Origin of the sequence: Pseudomonas sp. LJDD11 (assembly GCF_024584215.1) — a bacterium.
Classification (GTDB): domain Bacteria; phylum Pseudomonadota; class Gammaproteobacteria; order Pseudomonadales; family Pseudomonadaceae; genus Aquipseudomonas.
Map to the genome: position 1 here is coordinate 40,451 of NZ_JANJFL010000001.1, position 21,555 is coordinate 62,005.

The following is a 21,555-nucleotide window of genomic DNA, read 5'->3' on the forward strand; positions in this document are numbered from 1 at the left end:
TGTTTGACCCGACGCGCCACAGGTTCCTGCCTGTGGCGCGTTTTGTTTTTAGTGCAAGCCTCTGCCAAGGAGCCCCCATGAGCGAGTTGCAACCCATCCCCGTTACCGTGCTGACCGGCTTTCTGGGCGCGGGCAAGACCACCTTGCTGCGCCACCTGCTCAAGGCCGAGCACGGCCTGAAGATTGCGGTGATCGAAAACGAATTCAGCGACGCCGGCATCGACAGCCAGTTGCTCGGCGACGAGCCGGTCCAGGTCATGACCCTGTCCAATGGCTGCGTGTGCTGCACCATCCACACCGACCTGACCAAAGCGCTGTACCTGCTGCTGGAGCGCCTGGACAGCGGCGAAATCGCTTTCGACCGGCTGGTGATCGAATGCACCGGTCTGGCCGACCCGGCGCCGGTGGCGCAGACTTTTTTCATCGACGAGGAACTGCGTGAGCGCTACATCCTCGACGGCATCATCACCCTGGTCGACGCGGCGCATGCCGATGTGCACCTGACCCAGACCATCGCCCAGGCCCAGATTGGCTTCGCCGACCGGCTGCTGGTCAGCAAGCGTGATCTGGTCGATGACGAAACATTCGAGGCGCTCAGTGCCCGTCTGGCGCGGATCAACCGTCGTGCGCCGATCCGTACGGTCGATCACGGACGTATCGACCTGGCCGAGTTACTGGACGTGCGTGGCTTCAACCTCAATGCCGACCTGGGCGGTGGCATCACCTTGCGTCCCGTGGCACCGGCCGGCAATAACGGCGACCGCATCTCCAGCCTGGTACTGCGCACTGACCAGCCGCTGGATATCGATCGGCTCAGCGAGTTCATGAACACCCTGCTGGAAGATCACGGCAAGCAATTGCTGCGCTACAAGGGCGTGCTCAACATCGCCGGCGAACCACGCCGGCTGGTGTTCCAGGGCGTGCTTAAACTGTACGGTTTCGACTGGGACACCGAATGGGCCGAAGACGAAGCGCGTGAGAGCGTGATCGTGTTCATTGCCGATGAATTGCCCGAGGAGAAGATCCGCGCAGGGTTTGCCGCGCTGGTTGGAGCTTAAGCTACAAGCTACAAGCGGTAAGGTGTGAGCCGTTGATTTTGATCTTCGAGCCGAGAGGGTACAGACACCGCCGAACGCGACGATTGGCGCTGGCCGATTGGAGGTGTCGATTTGGTGGGAAAACCGGCACGGAAGCCGGTTTTAGGTGCGCTGGGCAGGACTCCCATCGCGCCGATCGCCAAATCGGCACCGGAGTGAGGGGACCCCCGTAGGGGGCCAAGACCGGAGCAAGCGCTTTGGTGACTTTGGCGCCCCAAAGTCACTCGCCCAGCAGGGCGAAACCTGCAGTTCAGGCAGCGCGATGAAGGATTTTCCAGCGGTCTAAAGACCCATTCGCGGCTAAAGCCAATACTGTTCAGTTAAGTACACAAATCTCGGTGGGAGGCAGCTCTGCTGGCGAAGACGGCGGCACGTTCACAGCAGATGTAGTGTCTTTACTGGCCTCTTCGCGACCAAGGTCGCTCCTGCCGGGTACATAAAGCATTTAACTGAACAGTATTGCGGCTAAAGCCGCTCCTGCGGTGCTTCCAACTAATCCGTTCGGCGGCCACAAAAAAGCCCGGCGCAAAGGCCGGGCTTTTTCATGCAGCAGGCTACGCGATTACGCGCCGTAAACCGGCAGACGTGCACAGATCGCCTTGACCTTCTCGCGTACCGCATCAATCACGGCTTCGTTGTTCAGGTCAGCCAGGATGTCGCAGATCCAGCCAGCCAGTTCCTTGCACTCGGTTTCCTTGAAGCCACGAGTGGTCACTGCCGGGGTGCCGAAACGCAGGCCCGAAGTGACGAATGGCGAACGCGGGTCGTTAGGTACCGAGTTCTTGTTGACGGTGATGTAGGCACGGCCCAGAGCGGCGTCTGCATCTTTACCGGAAATGTCCTGCTTGATCAGAGACAGCAGGAACAGGTGGTTCTGGGTGCCGCCGGAAACGACGTCGAAGCCACGCTCGATGAACACGCTGGCCATGGCCTGGGCGTTCTTCACCACTTGCTGCTGGTACGCCTTGAACTCAGGTTGCAGGGCTTCCTTGAAGCACACCGCCTTGGCTGCGATCACGTGCTCCAGTGGGCCGCCTTGGGCGCCCGGGAATACTGCGCTGTTGAGCTTCTTCTCGATCTCGGCGTTGGCACGGGCCAGGATCAGGCCGCCACGTGGACCACGCAGGGTCTTGTGAGTCGTGGTGGTGACCACGTCAGCGAACGGAACCGGGTTCGGGTAGACGCCAGCGGCGACCAGACCGGCGACGTGAGCCATATCGACGAACAGCAGTGCGCCGACCTTGTCAGCGATTTCGCGGAAACGAGCGAAGTCCAGAACCTGCGAGTAGGCAGAGAAACCAGCGACGATCATCTTGGGTTTGTGCTCGACAGCCAGGCGCTCGACTTCGTTGTAGTCGATCAGGCCGTTGGCATCGATGCCGTATTGAATGGCGTTGTACAGTTTGCCCGACGAGCTGACGCTGGCGCCGTGGGTCAGGTGACCACCGTGAGCCAGGCTCATGCCCAGGATGGTGTCGCCGGCCTGCAGCAGCGCCAGATAGACAGCGGCGTTGGCCTGGGAGCCAGCGTGCGGCTGGACGTTGGCGTAGTCGGCACCGAACAGCTCTTTGGCGCGGTCGATGGCCAGTTGTTCAACGATGTCGACGTACTCGCAACCACCGTAGTAACGCTTGCCCGGGTAACCTTCGGCATACTTGTTGGTCAGCGCCGAGCCCTGAGCTTCCATCACTGCGGGGCTTGTGTAGTTTTCCGAAGCGATCAGCTCGATGTGCTCTTCCTGGCGCACGGCTTCTTGTTCCATGGCGGCAAAAAGATCGGGGTCGAACTTGGCGATAGTCAAATCACGGCTGAACATGGCTGTCCTCGAGGGCTTGGAGCGGAAAAGGGGGGCATTCTACCCCATCGGAGAATCTCTGGCATATGAAAGGGCCTCATCCGTCGGGTGAAGCAGCTGCAAGCTCGTAGGAGCGGATTCATCCGCGAACATTGACCAGGCGACACCTCTGCTGTGCCTGGCCTGACCCCATCGCGGCTGAAGCCGCCTGCCGCCGCTTCAATCCAGCATGAACAGTGCGTCATTGCTGAACTGGGCCTCGAACTGCCCGGCCGGCATCGGGCGGCCGAACAGGTAGCCTTGTACCTCGTCGCAGCCATGCTCGCGCAAGAAGTCCAGTTGCTCGTGGGTTTCCACGCCTTCGGCGATCACCGACAGGTTCAGGCTGTGCGCCATGGCGATGATCGCCCGGGCAATCTGTGCATCCTGCTCGCCCGAGGGCAAACCATCGACGAAGGAGCGATCGATCTTGAGCACATCGATCGGGAACTGCTTGAGGTAGTTGAGCGATGAGTAGCCGGTGCCAAAGTCGTCAACCGCGATGCTCAAACCGAGATTCTTGAGGCCGGCCAGGGTCTGCATGGCTTCGCCGACTTCACGCATCAGGATACTTTCGGTCAGTTCCAGCTCCAGGCAGGCCGGCGGCAGCCCGGTGTCCCTGAGGGTGGCAGCGATGCGTTCGCCCAGTTGCCCGTCGCCAAACTGACGGGCAGAAATATTGACCGACACCTTCGGCACCCGAACCCGTTCCTGGTGCCAGGTCTTGAGCTGGCGGCAGGCCTCGGCCAGTACCCAGTCGCCAACTTCCATGACCAGGCCAAGCTCTTCGAGCACTGGAATGAAGTCGTTCGGTGGCACCAGCCCGCGTCGTGGATGGCGCCAGCGCAGCAGTGCCTCGGCGCCGGTCAGGCGCTTGCCGTCGCCGCTGAACTGCGGTTGGTAGTAAAGCACGAACTCTTCCTGTTCCAGCGCGTGGCGCAGATCGCTTTCCAGCTCCAGGCGTTCCAGCGCGGTTGCGTTCATGTCTGCCTGGTAAAACTGGAAGTTGTTCTTGCCGCGCTCTTTGGCGTGATACATCGCCGTGTCGGCGTTCTTCATCAACTGGCTCAGTTCATGGCCATCCTGGGGACTCAGGGCAATGCCGATACTGGCAGTGACGAAGAACTCGCGGCCCTCCAGAACAAACGGCGTGACCAGGCTGTTGAGAATCTGTTCGGCCACATGAATGGCGCGGTTCAGGGCAACCTCACGGGTAGCGCCGGAGTGCAGCAGCAGGGTGAATTCGTCGCCGCCCATGCGTGCCACGGTATCGTCATCAGTCACGCAGGCCAGCAGCCGACTGGCCATTTCCTTGAGCATGCGGTCGCCGGCGGCATGGCCGAGCGAGTCGTTGATCGGTTTGAAACGGTCGAGGTCGAGGAACATCAGCACCACCCAGGCGCTCTGGCGCTCGGCCTGCTGCAATGCCGAATGGAGGCGGTCCTGGAACAGGGTGCGGTTGGGCAGGTGGGTCAGGGCGTCGTAGTAGGCCAGGCGATGAATGCGCTGCTCGCTGGCCTTGCGCTCGCTGATGTCGCTGAAGAAGCACACATAGCTGGCCAGGTCGCCTTCATCATCAAGGACTGCGGTGATCCCGACCCAGGCCGGGTATTGCTCGCCGTTGCGGCGCTTGAGCTGAACCTCGCCTTCCCAGTTGCCGCGCTGGTTAAGGTGCCGGAGCACCTGGTGCAGGTGCGCCTCTTCGTGCTCTACGGTCAGCAGGGTCGGCAACTGGTCCAGGATCTGGTGGACCTCGTAGCCACTGACCCGGGTGAAAGCATCATTGGCCTGCACGATGTAACCGGCCGGGTCGGTGATCAGGATCGCGGAAGTCGAGTGCTCGAAAACCGTAGCCGCCATGCGCAGGTCTTTTTCAGCCCGGCGTTGCTGGCTGACGTCGCGGGCGACGCCCAGGATGCCCTCGAAACTGCCATGCTCGTCCCAGACCAGTACCAGGCGCAGTTCAATAGGAATCTTGCGGCCATCGGCGCGCAGGCAATCGAAGACGAACTGACGGGTCGGCACTTCGTTGCGCAGCCGCTCCAGGTCGTGCGGCTTGTTCAACATTTTGCGGATACGAACGATCAGGCTGTAGATGCCGGTCAGTTGCTGCGGGTTAGCCAGCGCCGCGCTCCAGCCATTGCGGACAATCCAGTCGGCGCTGTAGCCCAGTACCGTTTCGACTGACGGGCTGACGTAGTTGAGTTCCAGACCCCGATCAGTGGAGAAGATAACGTCGCTGATGCTTTCGGCAAGCATCCGGTAGCGCTGTTCGCTGTCGCGCAGCGACTGGCTGGCGGTCACCTGGTGGGTGATGTCTTTGGCAATACCGATGATCCGCGTGACCTGGTCATCCTTGTCCCAGGCCATCGCCTGTTCGCGGATATCGAAATGGCGCCAGCTCTGTTGGCAGTCGCGAAAGCGCAGTACGCATTGCAGCAGTTCGTTGTGCCCATGATGGCGTTGGCGCAGGCGCATGTCCCGGTAGTTGCTGGCATCGTCGGGGTGCAGCAGCAACTCCCAGAAAAACTCACCCATGCTTTGCAGTTCAGTCTTGCTGTAACCCAGCGTCTGCCCCAGATGGTGGTTGCTGTAGATCATCCGCTGGCTGGGCACGTCTTGCACGTACAGGTGATCGGGCACGGTCCGAACCACGTCGGACCAGAAGCTTTCGCGGTCCAGCAACGACAGTTCCATCTGCTTGCGGCTAGTGATGTCGCCAATGCTGAGAATCACCGAGTCGTAGTCGCTCTGCTCTTCGGGCAGGCGCATGACCAGCCAGAGATGCTGGTCTTCACCAGCGTCACGGGTCAGGCGAATTTCCAGCTCCAGACTCGGCTCATTGGCAAGGACCGCGCGGATGATCCGTGTTCCTGGGCCTGCGGGGTTTCTCGGGTTTGCGTCGATCAGCGAGTCCCAGGCCTGCTGACTGTTCTCGATACCCAGCAGGTCCAGCGCGAACTGATTGACTTCTGTGATGTGCAATTGCTGGAGCAGCCGTTTGAACTGGCTGGGCTGGTGTTTGATCAGCCTGTCCAGATCCTCGGCATTGCGCACTTGCAAGCTGTCGAGCAAGGTAAACAGTGCGGACATGTCGAGCACGCAGATGGCAACGCCTGCCCCCTCGAAAATACCCTGATAACGGCGGCGGCTTTCAACCAGTTGGGTCTGGCGGCGACGCAAGCCAAACAGGGTAATCAAGGGCAGGATGGCAAACATCATGGCCAGCACGCACTTGAAAATCAGTGGCAACACTAGCGCCTCGCGCTCTTGCCGGGCATCGAACAAACCATGCAGTTGCCAGTCGCTGTTGCTGATCGGTTGCAGCAGCACCGTTTGCAGGTTGCCATTACTGCGATGCCCGTCACGGGCGATAATCTGCGACTGGTCACGATTTTCCAGGCGCCACAGGTGCATGAAGTCGTGGGACGGTTGCTGGGTCAGCGGCTTGAGTGCCTCCCGGCCCAGACGCAATGCCCAGTAGTCACCGGTAATGCCGCCCGCCTGACGGACCAACAGGTAAACCAGCCGGCCGTCGCTGGCGTTGGTGTAGTAGTACGGCTTGCCTTGGGCTTTGCGCAGTTGCTCTTTGAGAAAGGCTGCGTCACCGGTGCCCATTGCACTGTCTTTGATGATATCGCCGGCTGGGCTGAGCCAGGCCACGCTTTGCAGGGCCGGCAGCGCCTGGCGCAGGTTGTCCAGGGTCGAGGGCTGCTCCAGCGACTGACCGACGCTGACCGCCTCATCCAGCAGGCTCACGCTGACCTGGGCGCTGAGTGTCAGGTTCAGGCTCAGGCGGTCTGCCAGCTGCATGCTGTAGTCCAGGCTGCGCTGGCGCTGACGCTCTTGAGTCTGTTGAAACTGCTCGAAGGATTGCCACAGCAACAGGGCGAGCATCACCAACACCAGAGCGGCCAACGCGCCTTTCAGTGAACCGCGCACAGGCAGTTGACTGGAATTCTTGACGCTACGCGATGATGTAGAAGCCGTTGGTGTGGGCAAGTCGATGTTCCTGACTACTGGACTGAAGCAGCGAATGCAGCCTGCACTATAAGCCGGGCGCCCAAATGGCGGCTAGCATGCCTTTAGTTGTGGCTAAGTGCCAGCGTTTATTGGTGGTCACGCCTGTTTGTCGGCCCGTTCGGTTGGTTGTATTTGCCGTATTTCACTTCGCATTTGATCAATTCAAGGCGCGTAACTGTTACTCGGCAAGGACCGGCAAAGAATTAAGCCGGATCTGGCATTGTTCAAGGGGTTTTCTGCACCTTTTTTAGTCATATCGCCAGGGCGGTATCTGCCTGCGGCGTAACGGCGGATTTCGGGCTGTCGCCGGGCAGCCCCCCTGCCAGCGTCCGCCGACTTGGGTTAAGCTTGCCGACCCTGAGCGCAGTTGAGTGGCGCTTGTTTGTCGTACGCAATGCAGCCTGGCCGGTGTTCCGACCGCGTCGCGCGGCCCGCGCAATTTTGCTGCTCTGAATCTGAATAATTGTTTCTTTATGGCTTTGCTTGCCAGGCAAGGCTTTCAATCACGTTTTCGAGCGAGGTCCAGGTTTTGGCTCAATACGTCTACACCATGCATCGGCTGAGCAAAGTAGTGCCGCCGAAGCGGGAAATTCTCAAAAACATCTCCCTGTCGTTCTTCCCGGGCGCCAAGATCGGCGTGCTGGGCCTCAACGGCTCGGGTAAATCCACCCTGCTGAAAATCATGGCTGGCGTTGACACCGAGTTTGACGGTGAAGCCCGTCCGATGCCTGAGCTGAATGTCGGCTATCTGCCACAGGAGCCGCAGCTGGACCCGGAAAAGACCGTCCGTGAAGTGGTTGAAGAAGCCGTCAGCGTGATCAAGGACGCCCAGGCGCGCCTCGACGAAGTCTATGCCGCCTATGCCGAGCCGGACGCTGACTTTGACAAGCTGGCCGCCGAACAGGCCAAGCTCGAAGCCATTTTGCAGGCTGCCGATGGTCACAACCTGGAGCGTCAGTTGGAAGTCGCCGCCGATGCGCTGCGCCTGCCGGCCTGGGACGCCAAGGTGGCGGTGCTGTCCGGTGGTGAAAAACGCCGTGTTGCCCTGTGCCGCTTGCTGCTGTCCGCCCCGGACATGCTGCTGCTTGACGAGCCGACCAACCACCTGGACGCCGACTCGGTGGCCTGGCTGGAGCGCTTCCTGCACGACTTCCCGGGCACCGTGGTAGCCATTACCCACGACCGTTACTTCCTGGATAACGTCGCTGGCTGGATCCTTGAACTCGACCGCGGCGCAGGCATCCCGTACGAAGGTAACTACTCGGGCTGGCTGGAGACCAAGTCGGCGCGTCTGGAGCAGGAGTCCAAGCAACAGAGCGCACACGAAAAAGCCATGAAGGAAGAGCTGGAGTGGGTGCGCAAAGGCGCCAAAGCCCGCCAGTCCAAATCCAAGGCCCGTCTGGCACGCTTCGAAGAAATGCAATCGCAGGAATTCCAGAAGCGCAGCGAGACCAACGAGATCTACATTCCGGCCGGTCCGCGGCTGGGCGACAACGTGATCGAGTTCAAGAATGTCACCAAGAGCTACGGTGATCGGGTCCTGATCGATAACCTGTCGTTCACCATGCCAAAAGGCGCGATCGTCGGCGTTATCGGTGGTAACGGCGCAGGTAAATCGACCCTGTTCCGCATGATCATGGGCAAGGAGCAGCCAGACTCGGGCAGCATCGCGATCGGCGAAACCGTGCAACTGGCGTGTGTCGACCAGGCGCGTGACGACCTCGACGGCGGCAAGACCGTGTTCCAGCAGATCTCCGACGGTTCCGACCAGATCCGTATCGGCAACTACGAGATTCCGTCGCGTACTTATGTGGGGCGCTTTAACTTCAAGGGTGGCGATCAGCAGAAGTTCGTCAAGGATCTGTCCGGTGGTGAGCGTGGCCGTCTGCACCTGGCCCTGACCCTGAAGGAGGGCGGTAACGTCCTGCTGCTCGACGAACCGTCCAACGACCTCGACGTCGAAACCCTGCGTTCCCTGGAAGAGGCTCTGCTGGACTTCCCGGGCGCAGCGATTGTGATTTCCCACGATCGGTGGTTCCTGGACCGCGTGGCAACTCACATCCTGGCTTACGAAGACGATTCGAACATTGTGTTCTTCGAAGGCAACTACACCGAGTACGAAGCCGATCGCAAGAAGCGCCTGGGCGATGCGGCCACCCAGCCGCATCGGGTCCGGCACAAGAAGCTGGCTCAATAAGCCGGTTGTCTTCGCACAGGAATGGGGCCTTTATGGCCCCATTTTTGTGCTCGTTTTTTCAGCTTTGGCAGGTGGCTATTTATATATTTGCACCAGAAAAATTCATAAAAACGACATTTCGCACTTTTTAAGTGCGTTTTGAATTGGTAGAGTCCGGGAAAATTCCTACAAATAGCCACTCTGTCGAGACGTTCCAATGACCGAATCCGTCGATGTTTTCCTTGCTCGTCTGAAGCAACGCGATCCTGCCCAGCCCGAGTTTCATCAGGCAGTGGAAGAGGTGCTGCGGACCCTCTGGCCGTTTCTGGAAGCCAACCCGCATTACCTTGAGGCCGGCATCGTCGAACGTATGGTCGAGCCGGAGCGTGCGGTGCTGTTTCGTGTGTCGTGGGTCGACGATCAGGGCAAGGTTCAGGTCAACCGCGGCTATCGCATCCAGATGAGCAGTGCCATCGGCCCTTATAAAGGCGGCCTGCGTTTCCACCCCTCGGTGGATCTGAGCGTGCTCAAATTCCTGGCCTTCGAACAGGTATTGAAGAACTCCCTGACCTCGCTCCCCATGGGCGGCGGCAAAGGCGGCTCGGACTTCGATCCAAAGGGCAAGAGCGACGCCGAAGTCATGCGCTTCTGCCAGGCATTCATGAGTGAGCTGTACCGCCACATCGGTGCTGACCTCGACGTGCCGGCCGGCGACATTGGCGTGGGCGCGCGCGAGATCGGCTTCATGTTCGGTCAGTACAAGCGTCTGGCCAACCAGTTCACATCGGTGCTGACCGGTAAGGGCATGACCTACGGCGGCAGCCTGATTCGTCCAGAGGCCACCGGCTACGGCTGCGTGTATTTCGCCGAAGAAATGCTCAAGCGTGACGGCAAGGCCATTGATGGCCGTCGTGTGGCGATTTCCGGTTCCGGCAACGTGGCTCAATACGCTGCGCGCAAGGTCATGGACCTGGGCGGCAAGGTCATCTCGCTGTCTGACTCCGAAGGCACCCTGTACATCGAGGCGGGTCTGAACGATCAGCAGTGGGATGCGCTGATGGAGCTGAAAAACGTCAAGCGTGGGCGCATCAGTGAACTGGCCGAACGCTTTGGCCTGGAGTTCCGCAAGGGCCAGACCCCATGGAGCCTGGCCTGCGATATCGCCCTGCCGTGCGCCACCCAGAACGAACTGAACGGCGAAGACGCCCGGACCCTGCTGCGCAACGGCTGCATTTGCGTGGCTGAAGGCGCGAACATGCCAACCACCCTTGATGCCGTGGACCTGTTCATCGAAGCCGGGACGCTGTTCGCCCCGGGCAAAGCCTCCAACGCCGGCGGTGTCGCGGTCAGTGGTCTGGAAATGTCGCAGAACGCCATGCGCCTGCTGTGGAGCGCCGGTGAAGTGGACAGCAAGCTGCATGGCATCATGCAGTCGATCCACAATGCCTGTGTGCATTACGGCCAGCAAGCTGACGGCAGCGTGAACTACGTCAAAGGTGCCAACATCGCAGGCTTCGTCAAGGTCGCCGATGCCATGCTGGCGCAAGGCGTGGTCTGATTCAGCCTTTGATGGACTGATGCCAATACTGTTCGGTTAAGTGCTTTTATGTACCCCGGTAGGGGGCATGCAGTACCTAAGTGGACAGTATGGGGCTAATGCCGATCAGTTAAGTGGCTCTGGCTCCTCCCACAGTGACCGAGTTGTCCTTGCCTGACCTGCGCCTCTGTCACGGGCCTGCGTCAGCCTCGATTTCCAGTATTTCGATCAGTTGATCCCCGGCCGGGCGCTTGCACAGCACTTCATCACCGGGTTGCGCACCGAGCAGGGCACGGCCCAGTGGTGAGCCCCAGTTGATCAGGCCATGAGCGGCATCGGCCTGGTCCTCGCCGACCAGTTGCACGCGCTGGCGATGGTCGTGTTCATCGGCATAGGTCACCCAACTGCCGATCTGCACCTTTTCAGTGGATAACGCCGGGGTTACCACCAGGGCGCTCTGCTGGCGCTGGGTGTAGTAGCGCAGGTCGCGCTCGATATCCACCAGTCGCTGTTTGTCAGCCTTCTCGCCCAGTTCGGTCTGCTCGCGGTGCTGCTCCTGCAGCGCACGAACCTGGTTTTGCAACTGCACCAGCCCATGGGCGGTGACGTAATTGGGGCTCTCGCTGACCAGCCGCTCTACCGGCTGGCTGGTCTGTTCGGCATTGCTGTCTTCGTTGACGAACGCACGACTCATGATTTTCCTCCCGTAGATGCAAGGTTAGGGGCTGTTGACGTTTCATCACAACCGCGCCGAGGTCTGTTTGTCGGCCTGCATAGGCTTCACTCTGTCGCAATGCGTGCGCCAAAAAAGCCACGGCCCTGCGGGGCGCGCTGAAACGTCAACAGCCCCTCGGCATGACCGGGCGAAACAGGTTTGCATGACTACGGGCGCAGCGCTCGGGAATCCCGGACAAGACTCAGCATGCGCTGCGAGTGAGTGTTGTGGATGTCCGTTTGCGACCCCCAGGCGGTGCTTCTCGTCTCAGTCGGGACGATAAGCTCTGGCCTTGTCGCGGGTCTTCTGCTGTTCCCAGGCACGGTCCCGGTCACTGCTCCAGCCGTTACTTTCCCGGTCGCGGCTTTCCTGCATCGCCTGGCACTGACGCAAACCATCGTCCCAGCCTTGGGCATACAGCTTTTCTTTGAGGTAGCGAGGCACGTTTTTGCGGTATTGCCCGCCAATCGAGCCTGCCGCCTGTCGTCCACTGCCGCAACCATCCTGAAAACCATCGGCGAATGCCGGTGGATAACCCTCGGCCAACAATTGCTCGTGGGTCGACTGGCATCCTGCAAGCACTACGATCAGGCCCAACAACGCTATACGCATGTTCATGATCGAATTCCTCGGTTACTGAGGAAAGTCTAGTCAATGCCGGGTACGCAGCCGGTCAACAGTTCGTCGAAAAAGTGTTCAGTAGTGATACCAGCGTAATTGCAGCATCACCTCGTTCTGCGCATCGCCCAAATGGGTGAAGTCGCGCTGGGCGGTCAGGCGCAGCCCCAGATTGCGCGAAACCTCCCACTGTTGGTTCAGGCTGATGCTGCGCCGCACTTCGCCATTGGTGAAATAGTCGCCCTTGGCCTCCACACTCAGGTTGCCCAGCGGGTTTCGCCACAGCACTCCGGTATTGAAGCCGGCGGCGGGCGCGACAAAGGCGCTGAAGTCATTGTTATGCTCCAGCCGTGCGGTACCCAGGGCGAAGCCCAGCAGGTTGTCGCTCAGTTGCCAGGTCGCGCCGCCGCCGCCGTTGACGTGGCTGACCAGTGTCTGCTCGCCATGCTTGCCCGGCACGCGCTCCAGACCGCCGGAGACCTGCCATGACCAGGGTTTGAGCAACTCATTGCGCGGCGTCAGCGAGCGAATGGTCGCCAGGTCCAGGCGCTGCAGTTTCCAGTCGTTGCCCTCGTACTGGCGCAGTTTGAGCTGCAGGATTTCGATTTGCGCACCCAGCGGGAAGCCGTAGGCGTTATCGTTGAGGTCGTGATAGGCCATGCGCAGCCCGTACTCGGCGAACGCCTTGTCAGCATGGCTGCCCACGCCCACTTGCCAGGTGCGTGACTGATGACCTTCTTCGGGCAGGCCCGGCTGGTCGATCTGCAGCATCGGCGGAGGATTCTGGTTGATCGCGCGCAGCAGCTCGAAGCTGCGTTGGGCGCTGTTACGGTCACGTTCCTGACCGTTGGCACGGTAGCGCTCCAGACGGTAAGCAGCGTCCTGAATCAAGGCTCGCCGCTCGGCTGGCAGGGCCAGGTAATCGGCACTTTGCAGTTGCGCCGGGTCGGCGCTGACGGCCAGCACCCACTGCTGCTCAGTGTGGTCCAGTGGCTCGGCGCGGCTGAGCAATTCGCGCTCACGCGACGGGCGGTAGTCGATCTTGTCCACCAGCCCGGCGGCCTTGACCGCCTTGACGGTGTCGGTGGGGATCGCCGTCAGTTCGAACTGATCGGTCAGTTGCAGGCCGGGCCGGGCGATTTGCAGCAATTCCAGCAAGCGATAGGAGCAGTTTTCGTCAAAAAAGTAGTAGCTGAAGCGAATTTGCTTCAACTCCCAGACATGCTCGACCATGCGCTCGGTTTCTTCCTTGCTCAGGTTCAGCCGGTATTCCCACAGGTCGCGGTTTTCCAGGCTGCGGTATTCGGCGAGCTTTTCCTGATAGGGCACCAGCGCGAACAGGCCCGGATAGCCGCCTGCCAGGCCTTTCCAGGCGTACAGGATGCTGTTGTCCGAGCCCTCGATGTATGCACCGAAGTTGATTGCATAGCTGAGCAGGGTGGTGTTGTTGGATCGTGCACTGGCCGGGTCGATACGCAGCAGGGTATGGCCGAACATCGATGACGGGCTGTTCAGGTAGGCCGCCGGGAACACCAGCGTGGTGCTGTCGGGCGAGACATCCTTGAACCACTCGTTGAATTCCTTGCAGTCCACCACTGGCAGGTCGCGCAACTGCAACTGATTGCGCAGCCAGCGGGTGCGGGCCGGGTAAGTGCATTGCGCATGGGGCTGCTGATCGAGCTCGGGAGCCCGGATCGCCGCCAGGGTTGCACTCAGTTCGGCATATGGGTCATGCGCACCATTGGCGGCAAGAAAGAATTTCGGGTCGTCGACGTGGCTGCGCCAGCCACTCAGACGGGTTTTTTCATAGTGGCCCAGAGACAGCCAGAACGGGTCGCTGGCCAGTTGCTGCAAACGTTCGTTATTGACTTGTGGGGTCACTTGCGGGGCTGCGCACAGCGGGGCGCAGACAAACAGCGTCAGGCAGGCGAGACGTTTGAGCATGGGCGGGCAACTGTTCGAAAAGTGGGAAACCGCTCCCCGTGAGCCGGGGAGCGGTACGAGCATCAGGCCTGAGTCGCGTACTTGGCCAGGGTCGCGTCGTTTTTCAGCACATCGAGGGTGTTGGTGTGAACGTCCTCGGCGGTGACGTCAGCTTTGTTGAAGATCTTCGAGAAGTTGTCGTGAGTGACAGCCGCGAAACGCGCACGGTCTTGTGGCGCAACACCCAGAACCACCGCGTAGGTGGTCAGTGCTTCACCCTGACCCATGGCCATGTCCTTGCTCAGCTCGTCCATCATGCCGTTCATGGCAATCCAGGATTTGCCGCCGTAGGTCAGTGCGCCATTGGTGGAACAGCCGTTGGTACCGCTGGTCATGCCGAAGGTGGCGTTACCGGAGGTGCCGTTGGTGGTGGACGCCAGGAAGTGAGCAGGAGTGCCGCGCTGGCCTTCAAACAGCATGTTGCCCCAGCCGCAGTCCGGGCCGCCTGGCGCTTGGGCCATGGCGTTGAAAGATGCAGCGGCGAAGAGCGTTCCAAGAAGAATCCGTTTCATAGCTTTATTCTCTTTCTGGTCAACCTGAGTGGTCGGGTGCATGCGTCATTGCATTAGTGCAAAAAGGCCATACTGGCCAGTATGCGCAGGTTGGAGTCTAGGCGGCGTAGCGGGGTTCCGTGATTTATTACGGTTTATTGGGAGGTTTTGACATCCGTCAGCCTATTGAGGGTGGCAATGGGCAGCGGGTAGCGTGCAACTGTCTTGCAAGTGGTGTCCGGCGAGCGCCAGAATGCCCGCATCTGCCCCGCCTGATGTAAGGAACACTGATGCCCGATTCCGTTGCTGCCAGCCTGCGTCTGGCGCCACAAGCGCTGACCCGTCCATTCTCTGCTGAACAGTTCGCTTTCAAGACCACCAATGATCTGGAACCCTTTCGCGGCGTACTCGGCCAGGAACGTGCCGTAGAGGCCCTGCAGTTTGGCGTGGCGATGCCGCGACCCGGTTACAACGTGTATGTCATGGGCGAGCCTGGCACCGGCCGGTTTTCGTTCGTCAAACGCTACCTCAAGGCCGAAGCCAAGCGTTTGCAGACCCCCTCCGACTGGGTCTATGTCAATAACTTCGACGAACCCCGCGAGCCGCGTGCCGTGGAACTGGCGGCCGGCAGTGCGCAGGCGTTCATCGCCGACATCGCCGGGTTGATCGATAACCTGCTGGCAACCTTTCCGGCGGTGTTCGAGCACCCGACCTACCAGCAGAAAAAAAGCGCCATCGACCGCGCCTTCAACCAGCGCTATGACCGCGCTCTGGATGTGATCGAGCGTCTGGCGCTGGAAAAGAGCATTGCCCTGTACCGCGACAGCTCCAACATCGCCTTCACGCCCATGACCGACGGCAAGGCACTGGATGAAGCCGAGTTCTCCCAACTGCCGGAGGCTGAGCGCGAGCGTTTCCATGAGGACATCGCCGACCTGGAAGAGCGCCTGAACGAAGAGTTGTCGAGCCTGCCGCAATGGAAGCGCGAGTCCAACAATCAGCTGCGCCAGCTCAACGACGAAACCATCATTCTGGCCCTGCAGCCATTGCTGGCGCCGTTGTCGCAGAAGTATGCCGAGACAGCGGCGGTGTGCGCCTATCTGCAAGCGCTGCAGGTCAACCTGATCAAAACCCTGGTCGAGGAACTGGTTGACGATGCCAAGACCGACGCCCAGGCGCGCAAAATGCTCGAAGAGCAGTACAGCCCCAGTCTGGTGGTGGGCCATACCCATGATGGTGGTGCACCGGTGGTGTTCGAGTCGCACCCGACCTACGACAACCTGTTCGGCCGCATCGAGTACAGCACTGATCAGGGGGCGCTTTACACCAGCTACCGGCAGTTGCGCCCCGGTGCCTTGCACCGCGCCAACGGCGGTTTCCTGATTCTGGAGGCGGAAAAGCTGCTGGGCGAGCCGTTCGTCTGGGATGCGCTTAAACGTACCTTGCAGACGCGCAAGCTGAAGATGGAGTCGCCACTGGGCGAATTGGGCCGTGTGGCGACCGTTACCCTTACCCCTCAGGTCATTCCCTGGAGCGTCAAGATCGTCATCATCGGTTCGCGCTCGCTGTACTACACCTTGCAGGACCTGGATCCGGATTTTCAGGAGATGTTCCGGGTGCTGGTGGACTTCGACGAAGAGATCCCGATGGTTGACGAGACCCTGGAGCAGTTCGCCCAGTTGCTCAAGACCCGCACCACAGAGGAGGGCATGGCGCCGTTGACCGCTGATGCGGTTGCCCGTCTGGCCACCTACAGCGCACGGCTGGCCGAGCATCAGGGGCGCTTGTCGGCGAAGATCGGCGACCTGTTCCAGTTGGTCAGCGAAGCCGACTTCATTCGCCACCTGGCCAATGAAGAGTTCACCGATGCCGGGCATATCGAACGGGCCCTCAAGGCCAAGGCCACCCGCACCGGGCGGGTCTCGGCGCGGATTCTCGACGACATGCTGGCCGGGGTCATCCTGATCGACACCGATGGTGCTGCGGTAGGCAAATGCAATGGCCTGACCGTGCTGGAAGTGGGTGACTCGGCGTTCGGCGTGCCGGCCCGGATCTCGGCCACGGTGTATCCCGGTGGCAGCGGTATTGTGGATATCGAGCGGGAGGTCAACCTTGGCCAGCCGATCCACTCCAAGGGGGTGATGATCCTCACCGGTTACCTGGGCAGCCGCTATGCCCAGGAATTCCCGCTGGCGATTTCAGCCAGCATCGCCCTGGAGCAGTCTTACGGTTATGTCGATGGGGACAGCGCCTCATTGGGCGAGGTCTGCACCCTGATCTCGGCGTTGTCGCGCACGCCGCTCAAGCAGTGCTTCGCGATTACCGGTTCGATCAACCAGTTTGGCGAAGTGCAGGCGGTCGGCGGGGTCAATGAGAAGATCGAAGGCTTCTTCCGGCTGTGCGAGGCACGCGGCCTGACCGGCGAACAGGGCGCGATCATTCCGCGTTCCAACGTCGCGACCCTGATGCTTGATGAGCGGGTCTTGCAGGCTGTGAAGGCCGGGCAGTTCCACATCTACGCCGTCAGCCAGGCCGATGAGGCTCTGAGCCTGCTGGTCGGTGAGCCGGCCGGTGCGCCAGACGACAATGGCCAGTTCCCGGAGGGCAGTGTCAACGCCCGTGTGGTTCAGCGGCTGCGTGATATCGCCGAGATGCTCAGCGCTGAAGAGCTAAGTGAAGAACTCGAAAAGGAGCCGGCGCAACTGCAACCTGAACTCAAGGCTTGACCCTATGGGCTGTGATGCCGGACGAAGTTCGCATTCTCCGGCATCCGTTCATCCATCCCTCGCTTACCGTGGGGTTTTTCTTCTATGCTGTTGGATCAATACAGTCGCCAAATGGATTGGCAGGCCGCTGCACCGTTGCAGCTGGCAATCAGCTTGAAGAGGAGGAACTCGCCATGGTGCGACGTCTCTGCCTGACCCGCCAGTGTCTGGGCCTGGTGACCCGGATCGAATGCGTGATCCGGCCACTGGGCGATAACGGCCTGTGGACCCTGCTGTTCGCGGCGGGCATGTCCGGTGAACAACCTTCGGCCATCAAGGCTCAAGGGCCTTTCCAGGGCGCGCGTGCTGCCGAGTCCGTGCTGCAGGCGATTGCCGACAGTCTGGCGTTGAACGGCTATCAGTGTTCTGACGATATCCCGATCTGGAGCCTGCATCTGCAGGGCGAACTGCGTCGGCTCAATACCGATCCGTCGCACTGCCAGCACTCCTCGTTGTTCTAGTGTGGCGCCGCCCTTGATGGGCCGGTGCAGCCGCCGGGCAGTGGCGTTTGCTGCGACATTTTGTCGCGAGCCAAGAGCCATCACTTCTCGCTGATATACTCGCGCGTCTTCTCCCACACCTTGCGAGTTTCAATGGAACGTTTTTTTGAAAATGCCATGTATGCGTCGCGCTGGCTGCTGGCACCGATCTATTTCGGCCTGTCGCTTGGCTTGCTGGCGTTGGGCCTGAAGTTCTTCCAGGAGATCTTCCACGTTCTGCCCAATGTCTTCTCCCTGGCTGAAGCCGATCTGATTCTGGTCCTGCTGTCGCTGATCGATATGGCACTGGTGGGTGGCCTGCTGGTCATGGTGATGATTTCCGGCTACGAAAACTTCGTTTCGCAACTGGATATCGATGAGCACAAGGAGAAGCTCAACTGGCTCGGCACCATGGACTCCTCTTCGCTGAAGATGAAAGTCGCGGCATCCATCGTGGCCATTTCGTCCATTCACCTGCTGCGGGTGTTCATGGATGCCAGCAATATCGAGACCGAACACCTGAAATGGTACGTGATCATTCACATGACCTTCGTGATTTCGGCATTTGCCATGGGCTATCTGGACAAGCTCACCAAGCATTAATGACAGGGTTGCGCTGGCAGCGATAGGGGCTGGCGGCGCAACTATGCTAGGCTGCTCGCCCTTTTATCCGGGGTGTTCGAGTGGCCTGCCGGTCAGTCGGACGTTCCACATGCGGAGCAGCATCATGTCCGAAGTCAATCTGTCTACCGACGAAACCCGCGTCAGCTACGGCATTGGCCGCCAGTTGGGCGATCAACTGCGCGACAACCCGCCGCCAGGTGTGGATCTGCAAGCCATCATCACCGGCCTGACCGACGCCTTCAACAACCAGCCAAGCCGTGTGGGTCAGGAAGAGCTGTCCTCGGCGTTCAAGGCGATTCGTGAAGTCATGCAGGCTGAAGCGGCTGCCAAGGCCGAAAAAGCCGCCGCCGCTGGCGTCGCCTACCTGGCCGAGAACGCCAAGCGTGAAGGCGTGACCACTCTGGCGTCGGGCCTGCAATTCGAAGTGCTGACAGCGGGTGATGGCGCCAAGCCGACCCGTGAAGACCAGGTGCGTACGCACTACCACGGCACCCTGATCGACGGCACTGTATTCGACAGCTCCTACGATCGTGGTGAGCCGGCCGAATTCCCGGTGGGCGGCGTGATCGCTGGCTGGACCGAGGCCCTGCAACTGATGGGTACCGGCAGCAAATGGCGCCTGTACGTGCCGAGCGAACTGGCCTACGGCGCGCAAGGCGTGGGCAGCATCCCGCCGCACAGCGTGCTGGTGTTCGACGTCGAGCTGCTGGCTGTTCTGTAAGCCGTTGCCGAGTCTGCTGAACGCGCCGTTGCGGCTCGTTCAGCAGCCAGGCGTGTCAAGTTTCATCACGCCGTTCCAAACTCACCCATCGGGCGCAACGCTCGCGCATAGCAAAACAGAAACAGGTTTCGCACCAGCTCCTTGAGCACCACCGGCTCGCTGGAGCTGAGGACATTGACGTCCAGATCACCTTGTTCACGTAACTCTTCCAGAGCGTCCTGTTCCAGTACGGCGCAGACTTCACCTGTCTCGCGATGAAGAATCCGCAGGTAAGGGTGCGGGCGATCCAGCCATGCATCGATCAAATAAGTCATATTCCATCTCCTGTTCCGATGAGGTGAGAATAATTCCTATTACGATAATAGCAAGCCTCTATTGAGATTAATTCGCATTTTCTGTCGAGCGGTTGACGCCGGGCAATAAAAAGCCCGTCACAAGGACGGGCTCTTGGTGGTACGTGCTGACGGTCAGTGGGTACGCGCGACAGCGAACTCGCTGAGTTCAACCAGCGCATCGCGGTACTCGCTGGGCGGCAAGGCTTCCAGGCAGGCGATGGCGCGGGCTGCGTAGTCGCGCGCCAGTTGCGCGGTGTAGTCCAGGGCGCCTGCGCTTTCTACGGCATTACGGATGCTTTCGAGGTCTTCCAGGCCGCCTTTCTGAATGGCCTGGCGAACCAGGGCTGCCTGTTCGGCGGTGCCTTCACGCATGGTGTAGATAAGCGGCAGGGTCGGCTTGCCTTCAGCGAGGTCGTCGCCAACGTTCTTGCCCAGGGTTTCGGCGTCGCCACGGTAGTCGAGCAGGTCGTCCACCAGTTGGAATGCCACGCCCAGATGGTCGCCGAAGGTGCGCAGCGCTTCACTCTGTTCGGCACTGGCGCCGCACAGGGCTGCTGCACTGTGGGTCGATGCTTCGAACAGCATGGCGGTCTTGCCGCGGATCACTTCCATGTAGATTTCTTCAGTGGTGCTGGCGTCGCGTACTTTCGACAGCTGCAGCACTTCACCTTCGGCAATCACCCGAGTGGCTCTGGAGAGAATCTGCATGACCGGCATCGAACCCAGTTCGACCATCATTTCGAACGAGCGCGAATACAGGAAGTCACCGACCAGCACGCTCGGCGCGTTGCCCCACAGGGCATTGGCTGTCGAGCGGCCACGGCGCATGCCGGACATGTCGACCACATCGTCATGCAGCAGGGTGGCGGTGTGCAGAAATTCGATGGTGGCGGCCAGCAGGCGCAGGTCGTCGCCTTGATGGCCCAGGGCTTTGCCGCCCAGCAACACCAGCAACGGACGCAGCCGTTTGCCTCCGGCGGAGGTAATATAGTCGCCGATCTTCGAGACCAGCGGTACACGCGACGTCAGTTGCTTCTTGATGATCAGGTCAACGGCAGTAAAGTCGTCCGCCACCGCGCGGTAGAAGGCTTGGGGTTGCATCAGCGACAGGTGCTCCACATAGGTTGCGCCGCATGCTAGGTTGCGGGTACAGGTGTGTCAAGGTATGCAAGCCCGGCCCTTGCAAGGTAATCACCGCTTGCGTACAATCGCGCACCCTTACTTTCTTGGGCATTACCTGCCTTACGCAATTGCATCGAGGTCTCCAGCCTGATGCAGCCATGCCAGCCGACACTATTCCTATAAAGAGCTGGGTGAGCAGGATTTTCGGAGAGACACCATGTCTTACGCAGTTATTGTTACCGGCGGCAAGCAGTACAAAGTCGCCCCAGGTGAATACCTGAAAGTTGAAAAACTGGAAATCGCCACTGGCGAATCCGTTACTTTCGACCGCGTTCTGCTGGTCGGCAACGGTGACGACGTCACCATCGGTGCTCCAGTTGTTGCTGGCGCTACCGTTGTAGCCGAAGTGGTTTCGCAAGGTCGTCACGACAAGGTTCGTATCATCAAGTTCCGTCGTCGTAAGCACCACATGAAGCGCCAGGGCCACCGTCAGTGGTACACCGAGATCAAAATCACCGGTATTCAGGCGTAATCCAGCCTAATCCTCATTTGGAGAATTGACTCATGGCACACAAAAAAGCCGGCGGTAGTACCCGCAACGGTCGCGACTCAGAAAGTAAACGTCTTGGCGTTAAAATCTACGGCGGCCAGGCAATCATTCCGGGCAACATCATCGTTCGTCAGCGCGGCACCGAGTTCCACGCTGGCTACGGCGTTGGCATTGGCAAGGACCACACCCTGTTCGCGAAAGTGGAAGGCACTGTGAAGTTCGAAGTCAAAGGCGCCTTCGGTCGTCGTTACGTGAGCATCGTTCCGAAGGCTGAAGCCTCGGTAGCGTAATCACGCAGTTGCATGAAAAGCCCCGTCCTGCGACGGGGCTTTTTCGTTTTGGTGGTGGTGAGTCTCTTGCAAAACGGTTTTTGCAGGCGCTTGTGATACGGGCCTTTCGGCTCGCCGTTTTCTGATCGGTGTCGCAGTGCTATTTTTGCAAGAGGCTTATGAATTCATGTGGTTCGGCTCGTCCTTGTGGCGGGA

At 60.1% G+C, this 21,555-nt stretch carries 17 protein-coding genes; 9 read left to right on the top strand and 8 right to left on the bottom strand.

What is annotated here, in order from left to right:
• The first annotated feature begins 77 nt into the window (after positions 1–77).
• Positions 78–1,058 carry a GTPase gene (yjiA, locus tag NRB16_RS00165; RefSeq protein WP_045483736.1) on the top strand — a complete coding sequence of 327 codons (981 nt, stop codon included), beginning with the start codon at positions 78–80 and terminating at the stop codon, positions 1,056–1,058.
• Positions 1,059–1,659: 601 nt separating this feature from the next.
• On the opposite strand, the gene glyA is transcribed toward yjiA, so the two are convergent.
• Together glyA and NRB16_RS00175 are read right to left on the bottom strand one after the other, a co-directional pair.
• Positions 1,660–2,913 (bottom strand): serine hydroxymethyltransferase, encoded by a 1,254-nt coding sequence (glyA, locus tag NRB16_RS00170; protein WP_253116184.1) that lies wholly within the window; start codon positions 2,911–2,913, stop codon positions 1,660–1,662.
• Between the two features lie 198 nt (positions 2,914–3,111).
• Positions 3,112–6,933: an EAL domain-containing protein gene (locus NRB16_RS00175; RefSeq protein WP_373568415.1), complete on the bottom strand. Its 3,822-nt coding sequence runs from the start codon at positions 6,931–6,933 to the stop codon at positions 3,112–3,114.
• Positions 6,934–7,483: 550 nt separating this feature from the next.
• Between NRB16_RS00175 and ettA the strand changes: the two genes are divergently transcribed.
• Together ettA and gdhA are read left to right on the top strand one after the other, a co-directional pair.
• A complete protein-coding gene (gene ettA, locus NRB16_RS00180; RefSeq protein ID WP_253116187.1) occupies positions 7,484–9,151 on the top strand; it encodes an energy-dependent translational throttle protein EttA in 1,668 nt (555 codons plus the stop codon).
• A gap of 196 nt (positions 9,152–9,347) precedes the next feature.
• Positions 9,348–10,688 carry an NADP-specific glutamate dehydrogenase gene (gdhA, locus tag NRB16_RS00185; RefSeq protein ID WP_253142369.1) on the top strand — a complete coding sequence of 447 codons (1,341 nt, stop codon included), beginning with the start codon at positions 9,348–9,350 and terminating at the stop codon, positions 10,686–10,688.
• Between the two features lie 169 nt (positions 10,689–10,857).
• Here the strand turns inward: gdhA and NRB16_RS00190 are convergent, their stop codons facing one another.
• From NRB16_RS00190 to NRB16_RS00205, 4 genes are all read right to left on the bottom strand, one after another.
• Complete coding sequence (locus NRB16_RS00190; protein ID WP_253142368.1) at positions 10,858–11,361, bottom strand: GreA/GreB family elongation factor; 504 nt, start codon at positions 11,359–11,361, stop codon at positions 10,858–10,860.
• Between the two features lie 288 nt (positions 11,362–11,649).
• A complete protein-coding gene (locus NRB16_RS00195) occupies positions 11,650–12,000 on the bottom strand; it encodes a hypothetical protein (RefSeq protein WP_253116194.1) in 351 nt (116 codons plus the stop codon).
• 78 nt (positions 12,001–12,078) lie between these two features.
• Positions 12,079–13,944: a DUF4105 domain-containing protein gene (locus NRB16_RS00200; RefSeq protein WP_257105210.1), complete on the bottom strand. Its 1,866-nt coding sequence runs from the start codon at positions 13,942–13,944 to the stop codon at positions 12,079–12,081.
• A 62-nt stretch (positions 13,945–14,006) separates the two neighbouring features.
• On the bottom strand, positions 14,007–14,495 hold the full coding sequence (locus NRB16_RS00205) for a DUF3015 domain-containing protein (protein ID WP_257105211.1): 489 nt from the start codon (positions 14,493–14,495) through the stop codon (positions 14,007–14,009).
• 269 nt (positions 14,496–14,764) lie between these two features.
• Here NRB16_RS00205 and NRB16_RS00210 point away from each other — a divergent pair, with 269 nt between their 5' ends.
• From NRB16_RS00210 to NRB16_RS00225, 4 genes are all read left to right on the top strand, one after another.
• Positions 14,765–17,200, top strand: a complete 2,436-nt coding sequence (locus NRB16_RS00210) for a Lon protease family protein (protein WP_253116198.1) — start codon at positions 14,765–14,767, stop codon at positions 17,198–17,200.
• Positions 17,201–17,373: 173 nt separating this feature from the next.
• Entirely contained in the window at positions 17,374–17,700 is a 327-nt protein-coding gene (locus NRB16_RS00215) for a hypothetical protein (protein ID WP_045483706.1), read from the top strand.
• Positions 17,701–17,832: 132 nt separating this feature from the next.
• Positions 17,833–18,321: a TIGR00645 family protein gene (locus NRB16_RS00220; protein ID WP_045483703.1), complete on the top strand. Its 489-nt coding sequence runs from the start codon at positions 17,833–17,835 to the stop codon at positions 18,319–18,321.
• A 124-nt stretch (positions 18,322–18,445) separates the two neighbouring features.
• On the top strand, positions 18,446–19,063 hold the full coding sequence (locus NRB16_RS00225; protein ID WP_045483700.1) for an FKBP-type peptidyl-prolyl cis-trans isomerase: 618 nt from the start codon (positions 18,446–18,448) through the stop codon (positions 19,061–19,063).
• Positions 19,064–19,128: 65 nt separating this feature from the next.
• On the opposite strand, the gene NRB16_RS00230 is transcribed toward NRB16_RS00225, so the two are convergent.
• Positions 19,129–19,377 (bottom strand): hypothetical protein, encoded by a 249-nt coding sequence (locus tag NRB16_RS00230; protein ID WP_257105212.1) that lies wholly within the window; start codon positions 19,375–19,377, stop codon positions 19,129–19,131.
• Between the two features lie 153 nt (positions 19,378–19,530).
• Complete coding sequence (locus NRB16_RS00235) at positions 19,531–20,499, bottom strand: polyprenyl synthetase family protein (RefSeq protein ID WP_045493863.1); 969 nt, start codon at positions 20,497–20,499, stop codon at positions 19,531–19,533.
• A gap of 238 nt (positions 20,500–20,737) precedes the next feature.
• Between NRB16_RS00235 and rplU the strand changes: the two genes are divergently transcribed.
• Both rplU and rpmA read left to right on the top strand, forming a co-directional pair.
• Positions 20,738–21,052, top strand: coding sequence for a 50S ribosomal protein L21 (gene rplU / locus NRB16_RS00240; RefSeq protein ID WP_045483694.1), 315 nt, complete (start codon positions 20,738–20,740; stop codon positions 21,050–21,052).
• Between the two features lie 32 nt (positions 21,053–21,084).
• Complete coding sequence (gene rpmA, locus NRB16_RS00245) at positions 21,085–21,360, top strand: 50S ribosomal protein L27 (protein ID WP_045483692.1); 276 nt, start codon at positions 21,085–21,087, stop codon at positions 21,358–21,360.
• Positions 21,361–21,555: the final 195 nt, after the last annotated feature.

What these genes read in the sequence shown, in the direction of transcription:
- NRB16_RS00220 (WP_045483703.1), top strand. Translation starts at nt 17,833, where the DNA reads ATGGAACGTTTTTTTGAAAATGCCATGTATGCGTCGCGCTGGCTGCTG.
- glyA (WP_253116184.1), bottom strand. Translation starts at nt 2,913, where the DNA reads ATGTTCAGCCGTGATTTGACTATCGCCAAGTTCGACCCCGATCTTTTT.
- NRB16_RS00230 (WP_257105212.1), bottom strand. Translation starts at nt 19,377, where the DNA reads ATGACTTATTTGATCGATGCATGGCTGGATCGCCCGCACCCTTACCTG.
- NRB16_RS00190 (WP_253142368.1), bottom strand. Translation starts at nt 11,361, where the DNA reads ATGAGTCGTGCGTTCGTCAACGAAGACAGCAATGCCGAACAGACCAGC.
- NRB16_RS00205 (WP_257105211.1), bottom strand. Translation starts at nt 14,495, where the DNA reads ATGAAACGGATTCTTCTTGGAACGCTCTTCGCCGCTGCATCTTTCAAC.
- NRB16_RS00200 (WP_257105210.1), bottom strand. Translation starts at nt 13,944, where the DNA reads ATGCTCAAACGTCTCGCCTGCCTGACGCTGTTTGTCTGCGCCCCGCTG.
- NRB16_RS00235 (WP_045493863.1), bottom strand. Translation starts at nt 20,499, where the DNA reads ATGCAACCCCAAGCCTTCTACCGCGCGGTGGCGGACGACTTTACTGCC.
- rplU (WP_045483694.1), top strand. Translation starts at nt 20,738, where the DNA reads ATGTCTTACGCAGTTATTGTTACCGGCGGCAAGCAGTACAAAGTCGCC.
- gdhA (WP_253142369.1), top strand. Translation starts at nt 9,348, where the DNA reads ATGACCGAATCCGTCGATGTTTTCCTTGCTCGTCTGAAGCAACGCGAT.
- NRB16_RS00195 (WP_253116194.1), bottom strand. Translation starts at nt 12,000, where the DNA reads ATGAACATGCGTATAGCGTTGTTGGGCCTGATCGTAGTGCTTGCAGGA.
- rpmA (WP_045483692.1), top strand. Translation starts at nt 21,085, where the DNA reads ATGGCACACAAAAAAGCCGGCGGTAGTACCCGCAACGGTCGCGACTCA.
- NRB16_RS00215 (WP_045483706.1), top strand. Translation starts at nt 17,374, where the DNA reads ATGGTGCGACGTCTCTGCCTGACCCGCCAGTGTCTGGGCCTGGTGACC.
- NRB16_RS00210 (WP_253116198.1), top strand. Translation starts at nt 14,765, where the DNA reads ATGCCCGATTCCGTTGCTGCCAGCCTGCGTCTGGCGCCACAAGCGCTG.
- yjiA (WP_045483736.1), top strand. Translation starts at nt 78, where the DNA reads ATGAGCGAGTTGCAACCCATCCCCGTTACCGTGCTGACCGGCTTTCTG.
- NRB16_RS00225 (WP_045483700.1), top strand. Translation starts at nt 18,446, where the DNA reads ATGTCCGAAGTCAATCTGTCTACCGACGAAACCCGCGTCAGCTACGGC.